We start from the raw sequence: 17590 nt of genomic DNA on the forward strand, positions 1-17590 counted from the left end.
CTAGGCGCAAAAGGTGAAGGAATGATCGACGGGGGCGAGGCAATCCGGAAACTGGCGTTGAACCTTGCCCGCTACTCCGGTCTCGCGCCCCTGGCGCGGCCGTTTGTCGGCGGCATCGGCGCTATCCTGATGCTGCACCGTGTCACCGCGACGCCGGAAAAGCCGAACAGCGTCAATCGGCACCTGAACATCGCTCCGGCCTTCCTCGACAGGCTGATCGTTGACATGAAGGGGCGGGGTTATACCTTTGTTTCCCTTGATGAAGCGATCGAACGCATCAAGACGGGCGGCAAGGGCGGCCAGTTCGCAACGATCACCGCCGACGACGCCTATCGCGACAACATGACCGAGGCGCTTCCGGTGCTGCAAAAGCACGCCGCGCCGATCACCATCTATGTCGCCCCCGGCTTGATCGACGGCGCCGTCGATCTCTGGTGGGACGTGATCGAGGACATTGTCGACACCAGTTCGCGCCTGACGCTGACCAGGGGGGGCAAGCCGACGCTGATCGATTGCTCGACGCCAGGCAGGAAGATCCAAGCCATTGCCCGGCTGAACGCCTGGCTGACCCTGGAAGTCTCCGAGGAAAAGCAGGGCGCCGCGCTGCGCGAGCTAGCCCGTTCGAACGGGCTCGAATTCGGCTCGGGCCGCCCATGCGCCTTGATGAATTGGGATGAACTTCGCAGCATGGCAGCGCACCCGCTGGTGACCATCGGCGCGCACACCATCAACCATCGGAACTTGAAGCGACTGTCCGAAGCCGATGCGCGCCATGAGATCGGCGACGTCCGCCGCATCCTTAAGGAAAGGCTCGGCGAGGAGCCGCGTCATCTGGCTTACCCGTATGGCTATGCGAGCGCCGTCGGCTGCCGCGAGGTGGGCTTCGCCCGCGGCGCAGGCTATGCCTCGGCGGTGACCACGCGGCATGGTGTGCTGCGCGCCGAGCATGCCGGCTTCCTGCACGCGCTGCCGCGCATCTCCGTCAATGGCCGCTATCAGAGCGTGGCGCATATCCGCACGATGCTGTCCGGCATCACGACGCCGCTCGCCAATGCGGGCAAGATGGTGGTGACCATCTAAGGCTGCGTCAGCCCTTCGGGCCGGGCTCCAGTATCAGCCATTTGATGATGCCCATGGCAGGCAGCACCCACAACAGGCCGCTGAACAGGAAGAACAACAGATGCGCGACAGGGCCGTATTCGGCGAGCCTGGTGACCGCGACGGCCGACGCGATCAGCGCGTAGATGATGACCAGCGCCACCAGCAATATGGTTCCGATCAGCTTTTTCAGGCGAATGGGCATGTCGCGGTTCCGTTGACCCGCTTCGCTTAGGCCGAATGAAGAGGGCGCGCAACCGTCGCGGCCCGGCGCGACGGCGTGCCGCGCTGTCCAGTCTTGCCAGTTGGGCGACCTTGGTCCACCAATCGCGCGTTTCAACCGCCGGGAAAGCGAAATGGCTGCCATCACCGCCACGGCCCCCTATGCCGCACGCGACCGCGACCTGCATAACCGCGCCCTGGTGCGCGGCTGGCTCTACGCCGTGCTGCTTGTGCTGTTCGCCCTGGTGCTGGTCGGCGGTTCCACGCGTCTCACCGGCTCGGGGCTGTCGATCACTGAGTGGCAGCCGATCCACGGCGTCATCCCGCCGCTCAACGACGCCGAATGGCAGGAAGAGTTCCAGCGTTACCAGCAGATCCCGCAATATACCGAGATCAACAAGGGTATGAGCGTCGACGACTTCAAGTCGATCTTCTGGTGGGAGTGGGCGCACCGCATCCTGGCGCGCAGCGTCGGCGTCGTCTTTGCCTTGCCGCTGCTGTTCTTCTGGGCGACACGCCGCATCGAACGTGGCCTCGGGCTGAAGCTCGTCGGCATCCTGGCGCTCGGCGGGTTGCAAGGCGCCATCGGCTGGTGGATGGTGGCTTCCGGCCTGGCGGACCGCGTCTCGGTCAGTCAATACCGGCTGGCGACACACCTGACGCTTGCCGCGCTCATCTTCACAGCCACCATGGTGGTCGCGCGCGGGCTGGCGCCGCATTCGGAGCCCGCCGCCGACCGGCCGACGCAGCGGCTTGCCGGCTTCATCGTGCTTTTGGCGCTGGTCCAGATCTATCTTGGCGGATTGGTCGCCGGGCTCCACGCGGGGCTTAGCTACAACACATGGCCGCTGATGGACGGAAAGCTGATCCCGTCCGACCTGCTTCTCCTGAAACCCGCCTGGCTGAACTTCTTCGAAAATCCGAAAACGGTTCAGTTCGTCCACCGGCTCGGCGCCTATACGGTCCTTGTCGTGGCGCTCTGGCACATGATCGCGACGTGGCGGCGCCAGCCCGGCACCACCCATGCCCGCCGGGCCACGCTTCTGTTCGCGCTGGTGGTCGTCCAGGCCTCGATCGGCATCGGCACGCTCTTGATGCAGGTGCCGCTGCACATGGCGTTGACGCATCAGGCGATCGCGCTTGTGTTGCTCGGCTTCGCTGCCGCGCACTGGCGCGGCACCAAGGGCGCCTATCCGCTTCCGACCGAAATTGCCGTCAGAGGCTGAGGCGAACCTTTCGAACTGCTTCAGCGACGGCTAGCTCGCGTTTTTCGTCGACCGCGTTCTTGTCCTCGCGATGCCAAGCGGCCGACAGGCAGCCATAGGCGATCGCATGGTCGAGGATGGCGCGTGGCGACTGTCCGAGCGTCTTTCCAAACACGTCGGCCATATGCGCGATCCGGCGCGGATCGAGGCAGAGGTCGTCGCGGTCGAGCGGGTTGTAGAAGATGTTCGCCGCGTCGAAGCCGGGATCGCCGAGCACGCCCTTTGGGTCGATCGCCAGCCAGCCGCGCGGCCCGAACAGGATGTTGTCGTGGTGCAGGTCGCCATGCAGCGGGCGCACGGCATGCGGGTCGGCAAGCAACCGCTCGGCTATATTGGCAGCGTCGACATAGAGGCTGTGCCGCCCGGCTTCCTGATCGGTCTTGGCCGCTCGAAACAAGCTGACATACCGTTCCCGCAAGGGCTGCAGGTCGGCCGGAGGCGTGTGCTCGGAGGGCGACAGCAGCTTCCCCATAATGTCGGCGGCAATCGCCGTCGCGACATCGTCGCCATATTCCGCAAGATGCTCGGAAAGCAGTCGGTCGCCGGCATATTCGAGCAGCATGCGATTGCCGTCACGGCCGAGCAGGCGCACGGCGCCTTCGCCGCCCCGCCAGGCAAGGTAATGCTCGCCGCGCAGCTCGTCGGCGACGTCGTCGAAGGGTTTCAGGTCCTTGACGATTGCCGGCGAACCATCCTCGCGCGTCACCTTCCAGATCCGGCTGGAAAACGTCTCTTCAATGAGTTCGGGAGCGCTGAGCTTCCAGCGCTCGGGAAACGCTTGCATTGCCGCTCAGTGCTTGATGCCGAGCATCAGGTCGAGGTTCTGCACCGCGGCGCCCGACGCGCCCTTGCCGAGATTGTCGTAGACGGCCATCAGCAGCGCCTGCGCCCGCTCGTCATTGGCGAACACGTAGACCTTCATCCGGTTGGTGCCGTTGTAGACCTCCGGGTCGATCTCCGGCATGCGCTCCATGTGCGTGTAGGGCGCGACCTCGACCACGCCGCCGTCGATCGAGGCATAATGGTCGGCGATCGCCGCATGAAGCTCCGCCCCTGTCGGCACGCGGTCGAGACCGCCGAGCTGCAGCGGCACCACGGTGATCATGCCTTGCGCGAAATTGCCCACTGCTGGCTGCATGATCGGGTCGTGCGACAGCTTCGCATAGGTTCTGAGCTCCGGCACATGCTTATGCTGCAGCGTCAGACCGTAAGGCAGGAACTCGGGCGCGTCCTCGCCCTTGCCGACATAGTCCTCGATCATCGGCCGGCCGCCGCCGGAATAGCCGGAGATGCCGTTGACGGTGACCGGGAAGTCGGCAGGCAGCAGGCCGGCCGCAACCAGCGGCCGCAGCGTCGCGATCGGCCCTTGCGGCCAGCAGCCGGGATTGGCGATGCGCTTCGCGCTGGCTATCTTCTTCGCCTGGTCCTTGTCCATTTCGGCGAAGCCATATTCCCAGCCCTCCGCCACGCGATGCGCGGTCGAGGCGTCAATCACCTTCGTGGTGTCGTTCGTGATCAGCGACACGCTTTCCTTGGCCGCCGCATCCGGCAGGCAAAGGATCGCGACATCGGCCGCGTTGAGGAACTCGGCGCGGGCGGCGGCCTCTTTGCGGCGCTCCGTCGGGATGGAGATGATCTCCAGGTCGCCGCGGTCGGCCAGCAGCGCCCTGATCTGCAGGCCCGTCGTGCCGTGTTCGCCGTCAATGAAGATTTTCGGTTTCATCGCTTGCCAGATTCCTTGCGATTCCAATGCTATATGCCGTTGGCATGATTTATTGCGGCATGATTGCCGTTGCTCAGTTCGTCAAGCCGCGCCTTTCGCTCCGCCAACAGGCCGAGATAATGCATGGCGATGATCGATCCGGCGATCGCCGTTATATCGGCATGATCATAGGCCGGCGCAACCTCGACGACGTCGGCGCCGACGATGTCGATCTGGCCGAGCTGGCGCAGCGTCGACAGCATCTTGGCCGAAGACGGGCCGCCTGCCACCGGCGTGCCGGTGCCGGGCGCGAAGGCCGGATCGAGGCAGTCGATATCGAAGGTGAGATAGGTCTTCTTGCCGCCGGTGCGCTCGACGATCGCGTAGGCGATGTCGGAGGCGCGCATTTCCTCGACCTCGTGGCCATAGAGGATTTTTATACCGAACGTGTCCGGCGCATGGGTGCGGATGCCGATCTGGATCGAGCGATCGGGGTCGATGATGCCTTCATTCACCGCGCGGGCGACGAAGGAGCCATGGTCGATGCGCTTGCCGTCGTCGGGCCAGGTGTCCTGGTGCGCGTCGAACTGCACCAGCGCCATCGGCCCGTGGATCGCGGCATGCGCCTTGAGCAGCGGCCAGGTGACGAAATGGTCGCCGCCGAGCGTCAAAAGGAACGCGCCTGATTTCAGGATCTTGGCCGCCTCGCGCTCGATCGTGCCGGGGGTCTTCTGGTGATTGCCGCTGTCGAGCAGGCAATCGCCATAGTCCACCACTGAAAGGTGCTCGAACAGGTCGCGCGAGAACGGGTACTGCGGGTCGTTGTCGAGGATCGCAGAGGCGCGGCGAATAGCCTGCGGCCCGAAGCGGGCGCCGGGCCGGTTGGTGACGGCGGCGTCGAAGGGAATGCCCCACACGACGGCGTCCGCGTCCTTCACGTCCTTCGCGTATTTGCGCCGCATGAACGACAGCGCGCCGGCATAGGTCGGCTCGAGCGACGCGCCCGTTTTGGAACGGGCGGTGAAGGCGTGGTCGATCTCATTGTTCGCCATTAGGAATCCTCGGTTTTCATCGGGGCAGCCACAACTACAGAACCGGCACGCAACATGCCAGTCACAGCTTGCGGAATGGAAGCGGCGCTCGGCGAGTGCCACGCCAACACAGGATCTGTATCATTATGGCTGAGACGGCTCTGCTCAATCTTGCGTCCGCACCCACGGCGACCCGTGTCGGCACGACCGCCGGCGAGCGCTTCCTGGTGCTGGATTCCTGGCGCGGCATCTGCGCGCTGCTGGTGGCGCTGTTCCACTTCCCGACGACCTCGATGATTTCGCAGAGCGCCTTTGTCGGGGGCTCCTACCTGTTCGTCGATTTCTTCTTCGTGCTGTCCGGCTTCGTCATCGCCAGCGCCTACGGCAGTCGCTTGAACAAGGAGGACGACCTTGCCCGCTTCGCGCTGGTGCGCTTCGGCCGCATCTATCCGTTGCATCTCCTGATGCTTGCCGCTTTCGCAGGCTTCGAGGCGCTGCGGCTCGTGCTGCCGGCACTGCACGGAACCGGTCCCGCGCCCTTCACCGCCGGTTTCGACCTGAAAAGCCTCATCGCCAACCTCTTCCTTGTGCAGGGCATGGGCGTCGAGGATCATCTGAGCTGGAACGCGCCGAGCTGGAGCATCTCGGCCGAGTTCTTCACCTATCTGCTTTTTGCCGCCGTCGTCTTCACCACCGGCCAGCGCGCCTGGATATGGTTCGTCGCCGCCGCGGTGACGGCGCCCCTTTTCCTGCTTGCGGTCTCGACGCGTCATATGGACGTGTCCTTCGATTTCGGCTTCATCCGCTGCCTTTACGGCTTCTCGCTCGGTGCGTTGCTTGCCTGGTTTCAGCACGATTCCATTGCAGAGGCGCGACAGGCGCTGAGCGGCGGGGCAGGGCGCCTCGCCTGGACGCTGGCCGAACTGGCGATGATCGCGGGGATCGCCTTGTTCGTCTCCACTGCCGGCACCAACGACCTTGGCATTGCGGCGCCGGTCGTCTTCGCGCTGGCGCTTTATCTTTTTGCCCATGAAGGCGGCTTGGTCAGCGCCGTGCTGCGCAGCCGGCCGATGCTGCTGTTCGGCTCGCTCTCCTATTCGATCTACATGGTCCACATCTTCGTCCAGGCGCGCATGATCAATGTCGGCGGCCTGATCGAACGCAAGCTCGGGCTCGGCATCGTCGGCGACCTGATGCTGCGCGGCGACCATGCGACCGGCTTCGGCGCCGGCTCGCCCTGGATCGGCTTCGCGGCCCTGATCGCCATGTTGATCGCGGTCATCGTCGCGTCGTGGTTCACCTGGCGCTTCGTCGAAATGCCTGCGCTTGCCTGGTTCCGCCGCCTTTCCAGGCGGATTTGACGAACTTTGATGCGAAACAGCTAGCCGGCTTCGTTCACCGCCCTGTCATGGGCATCGCTTAACCGGGTCGCGACCCGGAACGGAGCGATTCCCCCGATGCGAACACTCTGGATGAGCCTTGCCTTTTCCGCCGCCCTTGCCACCATTGCCGGACAAAGCTTAGCCGGCGAGACACGCGCTGCCCAAATCCTCGACCGCTTCGAGCATGCCAACCAGTGGCGCGATCATGTGATGATCGCTGCGCACCGTGCCGGCAGCATGCAGGCCGGCAAGACGCTTTACGCAGAGAATTCGCTTGCCGCGGTCGAAGGCTCGATCGCGATCGGCGCCGAGATCGTCGAGGTCGACGTCCGGCGCGCGAAAGACGGCGAATTCGTCATCATGCATGACAGCTGGCTCGACCGCACGACCACCTGCACTGGCGAGGTGGTGAAATACACGCTGGCCGAGCTGAAGAAATGCCGGCTGGTCATCGAGGGCACGGGCGTCGTCACCAACGAGACGGTGTCGACGCTGCGCGAGATGCTGCTGACGACCAGGGACAGAATCCTGATCAACCTCGACAACAAGCTGGAGGTGACCGACCTGCCGGGCATGATCGCCGAGGCGCGCGATCTCGGCATGGCCGATCAGGTCATCGTCAAGGAGAACCTCTGGAACCGGCAGCGCATCGATGCCGCGAGCGCAGCACTTGCCAAGGCCGGCGGCGGCTTCCAGTTCATGCCGATCCTCGCCGACGACGCCGTCCACGATGCGGGCTTCGCCGGCGAGGTCGACAAGGCTTTCGCGCCCCGCGCCATCGAATTGATCAATTGGCGCAACGGCGCCGAGACGCTGACGTCGACCGGCGGCCCGCTGTTCAGCAACCATATGCGGGCGGAAGCGGCCAGAGGCGACTGGCATCTCTGGGCCGACACTTACGCCATCGTCAACAAGCCGGGTGGATTCCTCGCCGGCGGCCGCGGCGACGAGCTCGCCGTCGCCGCCAGCCTGCCGCGCGAAGCCTGGGGCTTTTGGGTCGACCGCGGCGCGACGATCATCCAGACGGATGAGCCGAAAGCGGCGATCGAGTGGCTGGCGGCCAATGGTTTTCGCGTGCCTTATACGACGGACATCAAGCAGGCCGAGCCGGCGCATACGGCGAGCATTAATTAGAGCCGGCGCGGGTGCAGCCGATCTCCCCGCTTGTGGGGGAGATCAGCCAATCAAGCCGCCTTCGCGACCCCATCCAATTCCCGCAGCACATCCGCCGACAGCCTCAGATCCGCAGCCGCAAGATTCTCCCGCAAATGCCCGACCGACGATGTGCCCGGGATCAGCAGGATGTTCGGCGAGCGCTGCAGCAGCCACGCCAGCGCCACCTGCATCGGCGTCGCGCCAAGCCGTTCGGCGACACCGGATAAGGTCGACGATTGCAGCGGGCTGAAGCCGCCGAGCGGGAAGAACGGCACATAGGCGATGCCATCGCGCGCTAGTTCGTCGATCAGCGCGTCGTCGTCCCGGTGTGCCAGATTGTACTGGTTCTGCACGCAGACAATGTCGCAGATCTCGCGGCCTTCCGCGATCTGCGCGCGGGTGACGTTGCTTAGGCCGATATGGCGCACCAGGCCTTTGCGCTGAAGCTCGGCTAGCTTGGTGACCTGCGCCTCGATGGAGCCCTCCGCTGGACCATGCACCCCGAACATGATGCGCAGATTGACGACGTCCATCACCTCGAGGCCAAGATTGCGAAGATTGTCGTGTACGGCCTGTTCGAGCTCATCGGCTGTGAAGGCCGGCAGCCAGGAGGCGTCTTCGCCACGACGGGCGCCGATCTTGGTGACGATGGTGAGATCGTCGGGGTAGGGCGATAGCGCCTCGCGGATCAGCTTGTTGGTGACGTACGGACCGTAATAGTCGCTGGTGTCGATATGATTCACGCCTTGCGCCACTGCCTCGCGCAGCACCGCGATCGCCGCGTCATGGTCCTTCGGCGGACCGAACACGCCTTTGCCAGCAAGCTGCATGGCGCCATAGCCGATGCGATGAACCGTGCGGTTGCCGAGTTTATAGGTGCCGGATTTGTCTACGCTGGACATTGCAGTTCTCCTTCGTTGTCGGTGAGGGAGATAGGACATGGCTGCTGTCCCGATAACCGGATATAATTGGCACACCTTGTACGGAATTTAGAACAATGGCGGCTGACCTCAACGATCTTCAGGCGTTCATGGCCGTGGCGCGCGCCGGCGGTTTTCGCGAAGGAGCCCGTGTGACGGCGGGCAGTGCGTCCGCGCTCAGCGAAGCCATCCGCCGTCTGGAAACGCAGCTTGGTGTCAGGCTCTTCAACCGCACCACGCGCAGCGTCGCTTTGACCGAGGCTGGTGCCGGCCTGCTGGCGCGGCTCGGCCCCGCATTGGGCGAGGTGGAAGCCGCACTCGATGTGGTGAACGGCTTTCGCGACCGGCCCGCCGGAACCTTGCGGCTCAACGTGCCGATAAGCGCCTCGCGGCTGGTGCTGCCAAGAATCGTCCCGGGATTTCTGGCGGCCTATCCTGCCATTCGCCTGGAGGTGATTGCCGAGGAGAACTTTGTCGATCTGCTGGTGGCGGGCTGCGATGCCGGCATCCGCTATGACGAGCGGCTGGAGCAGGACATGATCGCCGTGCCGATCGGGCCGCGCACGCAGCGCTTCACGACCTCCGCCGCGCCGGCCTACCTTGATCGGTACGGTCGGCCGCAGCATCCCCGTGACCTGCTTGGCCATGCCTGTGTGCGCGGCCGCTTCCCGAGCGGAGTCATGACGCCCTGGGAGTTCGAGCGGGATGGTGAGGTGGTGCGAGTCGATCCCACGGGACCATTGGTCGTCAGCATCGGTGGAGGCGTCGATCTCGCCGTCGATGCGGCGATCGCCGGCGTCGGCATCCTTTGGCTCTTCGAGGATTGGGTGCGCCCATATTTCGAGAGCGGCGTGCTGGAGCCGGTACTGGAGCCGTGGTGGCAAAACTTCTCGGGGCCGTTCCTCTATTATCCCGGCCGCCGTCTGGTACCGGCGCCGCTGCGTGCCTTCATCGACTACATCAAATCGACGGCCGGGCACTGGTAGTGGAAACAAAAAGGCCGCCCGGAGGCGGCCTTTCGAAAGCTTGGAACCCGTAAAGCTTAGCGCTTGGAGAACTGGAAGCTGCGGCGGGCCTTCGCCTTGCCGTACTTCTTGCGTTCGACCACGCGGCTGTCGCGGGTCAGGAAGCCGCCCTTCTTGAGCACCGAGCGCAGGCCCGGCTCATAGTAGGTCAGCGCCTTGGAGATGCCGTGACGCACCGCACCCGCCTGGCCCGAGAGGCCGCCGCCGATGACGGTGGCGACGATGTCGTACTGGCCGGCGCGGTTGGCCGCGACGATCGGCTGGTTGAGGATCATCTGCAGCACGGGACGCGCGAAATAGCTCGCGAATTCCTTGTCGTTGACGGTGATCTTGCCGGAGCCCGGCTTCACCCAGACGCGCGCGATGGCGTTCTTGCGCTTGCCGGTGGCGTAGGCGCGGCCCGACTTGTCGAGCTTCTGGACATGCACGGGCGCGGCCGGCTGCGCGGCGACGGTGCCGAGTTCTGCGAGCGAGGAAAGCTCAGCCATTACGAAGCCCTCTTGTTCTTGGAGTTCAGCTTGGCCACGTCGAGCGTGACGGGCTGCTGGGCGGTGTGCGGATGCTCGGCGCCAGCGTAGACGCGGAGATTCTTCATCTGGCGGCGGCCAAGCGGGCCGCGCGGGATCATGCGCTCGACGGCCTTCTCGACGACGCGCTCGGGGAAACGGCCCTCGAGTAGCTGGCGCGCGGTGCGCTCCTTGATGCCGCCGGGATGGCCGGTGTGCCAGTAGTAGACCTTGTCGGTGTACTTCTTGCCGGTGAACACCACCTTGTCGGCATTGATGACGATGACGTTGTCGCCATCATCGACATGCGGGGTGAAGGTGGGCTTGTGCTTGCCGCGCAGATGGTTGGCGATGACGGTGGCCAGACGACCGACGACGAGACCTTCGGCGTCGATCAGCACCCACTTCTTCACCACATCCGCAGGCTTCTGCGAAAAGGTAGCCATGGTTTTGCTCTCACGTTGACCTTTCCAATCAGGAAAGGCGTTTCTTGTTGCTTGGATTGACGGAAGAGCCGGAGCCGACCCGCCAATAACAAAACGGCGGCCTTTGCGGGCCGCTGCTTCGGGTCGGCTTATAGGCGAGGGCGCTTAACGCGTCAAGGCGATCAAAAACCAGCCTGGCGGATAAAATGATGCAAAAACAATGGTTTGGTAAGGTGGTATTATTTTACCGCATCATTGTCGCGTTTCCTCGGGATCGAATAGGTGCCCGTGGCGTGGGCGACGGTGTGACCGTCCGGGCCTGCCACGATATCGATGTCGAATACCATCAGGTTCTTGCCGAGCTTCAGAATCCGGCAATGGCCATCGATCGGACCGGCTTCGGCCTTGCGCATGAAGTTGATGTCGAGGTTGACCGTCACCGAAAGCGCGTCCGGTCCGGCATGGCTGAGCACGCAGACGTAGCCGCCGATGTCGGCCAGCGTGAACAGCGACGGACCCGAGACCGTGCCGCCTGGGCGCAGATGCCGCCCGTCGGCGTTGAGCCGCACCGTGCAGCCGCCTGGAAACACGTCGATCGCCTCGTAGGAGGTGAAATTGTCGTTGAGCTGCGGATAGACGCTTGCCATCAGCGCATTGACTTGCGCCGCGTTGAGCACTGGCTTCAGATCGCTTTGGGCTGGCATCGGCGCGTCCTATATGAATGAGCGGCTCCGGGCGGTGCGCCTGGACCAAACGGTGCGACGGAGAAAACACGTCTCGCGGCTGTTCTTCAACCGGCAGCGTGCTAGTTCTGTTGCTCCATAAGCACGAGGATTAGAAGTGGCCGAAGTCGTCGCCATCAACCCCGCCGTCGCTGACGGCCCCGTTCTTGTCAGCCAGGACAAGGGCATCTTGCGCCTCACGCTGGCCAGCCCACCGGCCAACGCGCTGTCGCTGGCCACGATGGCGGCGCTGCAGGCCGAGTTCGATCGCGTCAAGGCCGACAAATCCGTGCGCGTCATCATCCTCGCGGCATCGGGAAAAGTGTTCTGCGCCGGTCACGATCTCAAGGAAATGACGGCGCATCGCGCTGAAGCGGACCGCGGCAAGGCCTTTTTCGAAAAGACCTTCGCGGCCTGCGCAACCTTGATGCAAACGATCGTGCGCCACCCGAAGCCGGTGATCGCCGAGGTCGACGGTCTCGCCACCGCAGCCGGCCTGCAACTGGTCGCCAGCTGCGACCTTGCCATTGCCTCGCACGAGGCGAGTTTCTGCACGCCTGGCGTCAACATCGGCCTGTTCTGCTCGACGCCGATGGTGGCGCTGTCGCGCAACGTCTCGCGCAAGCAGGCGATGGAGATGCTGCTGACCGGCGAAACGATCGACGCCGCGACCGCCAAGGAATTCGGCCTGATCAACCGCATCGTGCCGCGCGAATATCTGAATCAGGTTGTCAACAAATACGCGCAAACCATTGCATCCAAATCCTCTTTGGTGGTCAAGACCGGCAAGGAAGCATTCTACGCCCAGGCTGAAATGGGGCTGGCCGACGCCTATGCCCATACCGGCCGCGTGATGGTCGAGAACATGCTGGCGCGCGACGCTGAGGAAGGCATCGGCGCCTTCATCGGCAAGCGCAAGCCTGAATGGACCGACGAGTAGCCAACTTGAATGGAGCCGTGCCATTCCATCGCTGAAGGTTCGACGTGGCTGCCCGCAAGCAACTGACGCGGCTGAAAGCGCCTTATCTCAAGCGCATCCTGCTTGAGCCATCGCGCGTCACGGATTGGGAAAAATATCCCTGGAACCTGCCGATCTTCCACGGCCGCGAATTCGAGTTTGAATTCACGAGCGCCATCACCATCATTGTCGGCGAGAACGGCACCGGCAAATCGACGCTGCTGGAAGCGATCGGCGCGTTGGCTGGTTACGACGAAGCCGGCGGTGGCAAGGGCTACCGCCCGGTCGACCATTCCATTGCGATCGACAAAAGCGGCGCGTCCCTTGCCGACACGCTGCGCGGCCATTGGCTGCCGAAGGTCACCGCCGGTTGGTTCTTCCGGGCTGAATCCTTCTATTCCGTCGCACGCTATCTCGACCGGGCGGCTCTCGAAGATCCGTTCAAGCCACCGCCGCCCGATTTCCTCTCCTGGTCGCATGGCGAGGGCTTTATCCGTTTCTTCGAGGAGCGTTGCCGCCGGCAAGGCATCTATATCCTCGACGAGCCCGAAAGCGCGCTGTCGCCCACGCGCCAGATCGAACTCTTGAAACTGCTCCGGCGCATGGAGCAGTCGGGCAGCGCGCAGGTGATCATGGCCACGCACTCGCCTTTGTTGATGGCTTGTCCGAACGCGCGGCTCTTCCGCGTCAGGCGCTCCGGGCTGGACCTCGTCGATTTTCAGGACACCGATCATTTTCGCATGATGCGCGACTTCTGCAGCGATCCGGCTGCCTTTCTCGCCGAAGCGCTGTATGAGGACGAACCATGAACCACGATACCTACGACAACAGCTATATCGCCGGCATCCTGAATTCGGTGAAGACGATCGCCATCGTCGGCGCTTCGCCCAACGATGTGCGGCCAAGCTACTTCGTGCTGAAATATCTTTTGGCCAAGGGCTTTTCGGTAGTGCCGATCAATCCCGGTCATGCCGGCAAGCAGATCCTCGGACAGACGGTTTATGCCAGCCTCGCCGACCTGCCGCTGCCGGTCGACATGGTGGACATCTTTCGCGCTTCCTCAGCGGTGCCGGGCATCGTCGACCAGGTGCTGAAGCTTGACCCGCTGCCCAAGGTCGTCTGGATGCAACTTGGCGTGCGCCACGACGAGGCGGCGGCCCGTGCCGAAGCCGCCGGCATCAAGGTGGTGATGAACCGCTGCCCGAAGATCGAATACGGCAAGCTGTCCGGCGAGATCGGATGGACCGGGGTCAACTCCGGCGTGCTGTCATCGAAAAAACCCTTGATGCGCCAGGGGTTTCAGAGCTTCGGCGTAAGGCAGAAATAGGCGCGCGGTAATTCGCGCAAAATTATTCCGGGAAGAATTGGATTTTTCCTGGCGTTCGTCGCAGATCGCACGCCGAAAGGTATTTTCTTCTTTGCATTCCCATTCGGGCTTCGGCATGAATGCCCGGCGATTTTCGAAAGATTTGAGAGGGAGGTTTCGATGACCCGTACGCCTGGTTTCAACACGCTCGCTGTTCATGCCGGCGCAAAGCCCGATCCGGCAACCGGCGCACGCGCCACGCCGATCTACCAGACCACCTCCTTTGTCTTCGACGATGCCGACCATGCCGCCTCGCTGTTCGGGCTGAAGGCCTTCGGCAACATCTACACCCGCATCATGAATCCGACGCAGGCGGTTCTCGAGGAACGCGTCGCGGCACTGGAAGGCGGCACGGCGGCGCTCGCCGTCGCTTCGGGCCACGCCGCCCAGGTCATCGTCTTCCACAATCTGATGCAGCCGGGTGACAACTTCATCGCCGCCAACAAGCTCTATGGCGGTTCGATCAACCAGTTCGGCCATGCCTTCAAGAATTTCGGCTGGGAAGTTCGCTGGGCCGAAGCAAACGATCCGGCGACTTTCGAAAGCCAGATCGACGACAGGACCAAGGCGATCTTCATCGAGAGCCTTGCCAACCCCGGCGGCGTCTTCGTCGATATCGACAAGATCGGCGACATCGCCCGCAAGCACGGCCTGCCGTTGATCGTCGACAACACGTTGGCCTCGCCCTATCTGGTCCGGCCGATCGAGCACGGCGCCGATATCGTCGTGCATTCGCTGACCAAGTTCATCGGCGGCCATGGCAATTCCATCGGCGGCGTCATCGTCGATGGTGGCACCTTCGACTGGTCGAAGTCCGGCAAATACCCGATGCTGTCGGAGCCGCGGCCCGAATATGGCGGCCTCGTCCTGCACGAGACCTTCGGCAATTTCGCCTTCGCCATTGCCGCGCGCGTGCTCGGCCTGCGCGACATCGGCCCGGCGATCTCGCCGTTCAACGCCTTCCTGATCCTGACCGGCTTGGAAACACTGCCGCTGCGCATGCAGCGCCATTGTGACAACGCGGTGAGCATCGCGGCTTGGCTTTCGAACCATCCGAAAGTCGCGTGGGTGAACTATCCCGGACTGCCGAGCGACAAGAACAATGCCTTGCAGAAGAAGTACTCGCCGCAAGGCGCCGGCGCTGTGTTCACCTTCGGCCTCAAGGGCGGCTACGAAGCCGGCATCAAATTCGTCGAGGCGCTGGAGCTGTTCTCGCATCTCGCCAATGTCGGTGACACCAAGTCGCTGGTCATCCATCCGGCTTCGACCACGCACCGCCAGCTGTCCGATGAGCAGAAGGTCAAGGCCGGCGCCGGGCCGGACACGGTGCGGCTGTCGATCGGCATAGAAGACGTCAACGACATCGTCGCCGATCTCGAGCAAGCGCTCGGCAAGGTCTGATATGTCGGCCTTCCTTGCGGTCAATGTCGACAGCGTCGAACCGGAGGCCGGCGCGCCGGCCCCGGATCGCGTGCTGTCGGGCGATCCGAAATTCCGCACCTGGAATGTCGAGGAGCGCGAGGGCGGCCTCTATGCCGGCATCTGGGAAGCGACGCCGGGCAAATGGCGCATCGTCTATGACGAATGGGAGTTCTGCCACATCCTGTCCGGCATGTCGGTGATCGCCGAGGACGGCGGCGAGGCACGTACTGTGAGGGCCGGCGACAGCTTCGTGCTGAGGCCTGGCTTCAAGGGCACATGGGAGGTGCTGGAGACGACGCGCAAGGAATATGTGATCCGGCTTTGACGGCTTCGGCCGGTTCACAGCAGTCTATCGATATCGCCGTCGGAAAAGCCGCATTGGCTCATCATCTCCCGGTGCCACGGGCAGCCGAGCAGTTCATTCAGGCACCGATCCACTTCTTGACGTAGCGCGGTACTGCTCTTGGCCAGCGCGAAGGCGCCGGCGGCGGGCTGCTTCTCGGATGCCGGAACATCGACGACGTCGAGCCGCGCAGCGGCTCGCTGGGCGATGTAACCGCGATGCGCCATGGCGACGCTGGCATAAGCCTGCACCGCGCCCTTTGCCACGGCCTCCGCTGCCTGTGCCTGCGTCGCGAATATCCTGACCCGATCGGGCGGAACGCCGTTCTGCAAAGCGGTTTGATGCTGGATCTGATCCGCTATTACGGCAAGTATCGCTGAAGGGTGCCGGGCGAGGGAGCGGTAGCCCTTCAGCCCTAACGGATTATCCTTGGCGACCATCAGTCCGTCAGGCAGCGACCAAATCGGCCGTGTAAAGTCCACGAGCCTTTTGCGCTCGCCCGAGACGAACAGACCTGTCGTCATGTCCCAGCGACCGTCGGCCACTCCGGGCAGCAGTTCGGCGAACTCCGCCTCGATCGGCGAGAAGTCCCCCAGGTCGAGCATCTGGCAAATTTTCGAGGCGAGCTTTGCATCGCAGCCATCGACCCTGCCGGAAGCATCGGTGAAGCAGAAGGGAGGTTCCTGCAGGAACGCGTATCTCATTTCGTGGTTTCTCGAAGAGCAACCCTCAGTCTCTCCAGCCCATGGAAATGATAGGTGTCGCGGAAACGCGGCGCTTCTGCCAGGCGCAGATCCGGCAGTCGGTCGAACAGCGTCTTCAGCGACACCTGCAGCTCCAGCCTGGCCAGCGGTGCGCCGATGCAGAAATGGATGCCGGCGCCGAAGGAGACATTCTTCTGGTCCGCGCGGGCCGGATTGAAGGTTTCGGGCTCGGCAAAGGCCAACGGGTCGTGATTGGCCATGCCGAGCAGGAGCGCGACCATCTCGCCGGGCTTGACCAGGATACCCGGCGAAACTTCGATCTCCTCATAGGCATAGCGCAGGAACATATGCAGCGGCGCGTCGAAGCGCAGGCATTCTTCGACCGCCGCGACATTGGCCTCGGGTGTCGCAAAGAAGCGGCGCGGATCGCCGCCTTGCGCCAGGATCGAGCGCACCGCATTGCCGGTCTGGTGCACGGTCGCTTCATGGCCGGCATTGAGAAGCAGGATGGCCGAGGAAACCAGCTCGTCCTCGGAAAGCTTCTGGCCGTTGTCCTGTGCCTCGATCAGCAGCGAAAGCAGGTCGTCGCCCGGCTTCTTGCGCCGCTCGGCCACGTAGCCGCGTAGGAAAGCCTCGAAATCTCGCGCGGCGCGGTTGGCCGTGTCCTCGGTCTCGCGCGTGCGGCCATGCATATACATGGCGACCATCCGATGCGACCAGTCGAGCAGTTGCGGCCCCATCTCGACCGGAACGCCGAGCATTTCGGCGATGATCGTGATCGGCAAGGGCGAGGCGTAAGCGGGCAGAAGGTCGACGCCGTTTGGCTCGAAGCGGTCGATCAATTCGTTGGCCAGCACCTCGATGCGCGGCCTGAGCCGCTCGACCTGGCGCGAGACGAAGGCGCGGTTGACCAGCGTTCTGAGCCGCGTATGCACCGGCGGCTCGAGCTCCAGCATGGAATTGGCCTCGATCGCGTCGAAGGCCGCAAGATGCGAACGGTCGTCACCAACGCCGCGGCTGTCGGGAATCCCGGCCGGATTCTGGCGACCGAAACGGCGGTCGCGCAGCAGGCGGTTGACGTCATCGAAGCCGCCGAAACACCAGAAGCCGTAGTCTTCCCAGAAGAACGCGTTGGCAGCGTCATGCAGGAAGGCATAGGCCTCATAGGGGCTCTGGACGAAGGCCGGCTCATGCGGGTCGAGACGCAGGTGGCGGCTGGTCTGGTCGAAGGCGAGATAGGCTGGCATCATGCTGGATCATTACCGCGCCTTGTCAGGCCGATGCTAGACCATGTCTTGGCGCCCGCAACTCAGAAGCGTTGAGCCAGGCCGCAGCCTTGCGCGG

The 17590-nt window shown here is 63.6% G+C and carries 20 protein-coding genes; 10 read left to right on the forward strand and 10 right to left on the reverse strand.

Going from position 1 to position 17590, the window contains the following annotated elements:
• Positions 1–21: 21 nt before the first annotated feature.
• Positions 22–1080 carry a polysaccharide deacetylase family protein gene (locus RFM52_RS23750; protein ID WP_320298082.1) on the forward strand — a complete coding sequence of 353 codons (1059 nt, stop codon included), beginning with the start codon at positions 22–24 and terminating at the stop codon, positions 1078–1080.
• Between the two features lie 7 nt (positions 1081–1087).
• Here RFM52_RS23750 and RFM52_RS23755 read toward each other — a convergent pair whose 3' ends face one another.
• A complete protein-coding gene (locus tag RFM52_RS23755; RefSeq protein WP_320298053.1) occupies positions 1088–1303 on the reverse strand; it encodes a DUF2842 domain-containing protein in 216 nt (71 codons plus the stop codon).
• Positions 1304–1454: 151 nt separating this feature from the next.
• Here RFM52_RS23755 and RFM52_RS23760 point away from each other — a divergent pair, with 151 nt between their 5' ends.
• Positions 1455–2546: a COX15/CtaA family protein gene (locus RFM52_RS23760; RefSeq protein ID WP_320298052.1), complete on the forward strand. Its 1092-nt coding sequence runs from the start codon at positions 1455–1457 to the stop codon at positions 2544–2546.
• Here RFM52_RS23760 and RFM52_RS23765 read toward each other — a convergent pair.
• The 3 genes from RFM52_RS23765 to speB are packed head-to-tail and all read right to left on the reverse strand — an operon-like array spanning position 2536 to position 5339.
• The gene (locus RFM52_RS23765; protein WP_320298051.1) at positions 2536–3369 is read right to left on the reverse strand and encodes an aminoglycoside phosphotransferase family protein; all 834 of its coding nucleotides are present in this window, start codon (positions 3367–3369) and stop codon (positions 2536–2538) included. The genes RFM52_RS23760 and RFM52_RS23765 overlap by 11 nt on opposite strands.
• Positions 3370–3375: 6 nt before the next feature.
• Positions 3376–4308: an N-acetyl-gamma-glutamyl-phosphate reductase gene (gene argC, locus RFM52_RS23770; protein WP_320298050.1), complete on the reverse strand. Its 933-nt coding sequence runs from the start codon at positions 4306–4308 to the stop codon at positions 3376–3378.
• Positions 4309–4337: 29 nt separating this feature from the next.
• Complete coding sequence (speB, locus tag RFM52_RS23775) at positions 4338–5339, reverse strand: agmatinase (protein ID WP_320298049.1); 1002 nt, start codon at positions 5337–5339, stop codon at positions 4338–4340.
• Positions 5340–5464: 125 nt separating this feature from the next.
• On the opposite strand from speB, the gene RFM52_RS23780 reads away from it, so the two are divergent.
• A complete protein-coding gene (locus RFM52_RS23780; RefSeq protein WP_320298048.1) occupies positions 5465–6679 on the forward strand; it encodes an acyltransferase family protein in 1215 nt (404 codons plus the stop codon).
• Between the two features lie 96 nt (positions 6680–6775).
• A complete protein-coding gene (locus tag RFM52_RS23785; RefSeq protein WP_320298047.1) occupies positions 6776–7834 on the forward strand; it encodes a glycerophosphodiester phosphodiesterase family protein in 1059 nt (352 codons plus the stop codon).
• Between the two features lie 50 nt (positions 7835–7884).
• On the opposite strand, the gene RFM52_RS23790 is transcribed toward RFM52_RS23785, so the two are convergent.
• A complete protein-coding gene (locus RFM52_RS23790; protein ID WP_320298046.1) occupies positions 7885–8757 on the reverse strand; it encodes an aldo/keto reductase family oxidoreductase in 873 nt (290 codons plus the stop codon).
• Between the two features lie 95 nt (positions 8758–8852).
• On the opposite strand from RFM52_RS23790, the gene RFM52_RS23795 reads away from it, so the two are divergent.
• Positions 8853–9761, forward strand: coding sequence for a LysR family transcriptional regulator (locus RFM52_RS23795; RefSeq protein WP_320298045.1), 909 nt, complete (start codon positions 8853–8855; stop codon positions 9759–9761).
• 56 nt (positions 9762–9817) lie between these two features.
• Here RFM52_RS23795 and rpsI read toward each other — a convergent pair whose 3' ends face one another.
• From rpsI to RFM52_RS23810, 3 genes are all read right to left on the reverse strand, one after another.
• Positions 9818–10288 (reverse strand): 30S ribosomal protein S9, encoded by a 471-nt coding sequence (gene rpsI, locus RFM52_RS23800; RefSeq protein ID WP_040983171.1) that lies wholly within the window; start codon positions 10286–10288, stop codon positions 9818–9820.
• Positions 10288–10752, reverse strand: a complete 465-nt coding sequence (rplM, locus tag RFM52_RS23805) for a 50S ribosomal protein L13 (RefSeq protein WP_040983169.1) — start codon at positions 10750–10752, stop codon at positions 10288–10290. The genes rpsI and rplM overlap by 1 nt, the downstream gene beginning before the upstream one ends.
• Positions 10753–10970: 218 nt before the next feature.
• Positions 10971–11435 carry a PaaI family thioesterase gene (locus tag RFM52_RS23810; protein WP_320298044.1) on the reverse strand — a complete coding sequence of 155 codons (465 nt, stop codon included), beginning with the start codon at positions 11433–11435 and terminating at the stop codon, positions 10971–10973.
• 136 nt (positions 11436–11571) lie between these two features.
• Between RFM52_RS23810 and RFM52_RS23815 the strand changes: the two genes are divergently transcribed.
• The 5 genes from RFM52_RS23815 to RFM52_RS23835 all read left to right on the forward strand — a co-directional run bounded on the left by RFM52_RS23815 (position 11572) and on the right by RFM52_RS23835 (position 15524).
• Positions 11572–12393: an enoyl-CoA hydratase gene (locus RFM52_RS23815; RefSeq protein ID WP_320298043.1), complete on the forward strand. Its 822-nt coding sequence runs from the start codon at positions 11572–11574 to the stop codon at positions 12391–12393.
• A gap of 44 nt (positions 12394–12437) precedes the next feature.
• Entirely contained in the window at positions 12438–13220 is a 783-nt protein-coding gene (locus tag RFM52_RS23820) for an AAA family ATPase (protein WP_320298042.1), read from the forward strand.
• Entirely contained in the window at positions 13217–13738 is a 522-nt protein-coding gene (locus RFM52_RS23825; protein ID WP_320298041.1) for a CoA-binding protein, read from the forward strand. Before RFM52_RS23820 ends, RFM52_RS23825 begins: the two co-directional genes overlap by 4 nt.
• A 159-nt stretch (positions 13739–13897) precedes the next feature.
• Positions 13898–15178 (forward strand): O-acetylhomoserine aminocarboxypropyltransferase, encoded by a 1281-nt coding sequence (locus RFM52_RS23830; protein WP_320298040.1) that lies wholly within the window; start codon positions 13898–13900, stop codon positions 15176–15178.
• A 1-nt stretch (position 15179) separates the two neighbouring features.
• Entirely contained in the window at positions 15180–15524 is a 345-nt protein-coding gene (locus RFM52_RS23835; RefSeq protein ID WP_320298039.1) for a cupin domain-containing protein, read from the forward strand.
• Positions 15525–15538: 14 nt separating this feature from the next.
• Here RFM52_RS23835 and RFM52_RS23840 read toward each other — a convergent pair whose 3' ends face one another.
• Together RFM52_RS23840 and RFM52_RS23845 are read right to left on the reverse strand one after the other, a co-directional pair.
• A complete protein-coding gene (locus RFM52_RS23840; RefSeq protein WP_320298038.1) occupies positions 15539–16246 on the reverse strand; it encodes a transporter substrate-binding domain-containing protein in 708 nt (235 codons plus the stop codon).
• Positions 16243–17496, reverse strand: a complete 1254-nt coding sequence (locus tag RFM52_RS23845; protein ID WP_320298037.1) for a cytochrome P450 — start codon at positions 17494–17496, stop codon at positions 16243–16245. The genes RFM52_RS23840 and RFM52_RS23845 overlap by 4 nt, the downstream gene beginning before the upstream one ends.
• Between the last annotated feature and the right edge of the window lie 94 nt (positions 17497–17590).

The sequence above is a fragment of the Mesorhizobium humile genome (assembly GCF_033977215.1).
Classification (GTDB): domain Bacteria; phylum Pseudomonadota; class Alphaproteobacteria; order Rhizobiales; family Rhizobiaceae; genus Mesorhizobium; species Mesorhizobium humile.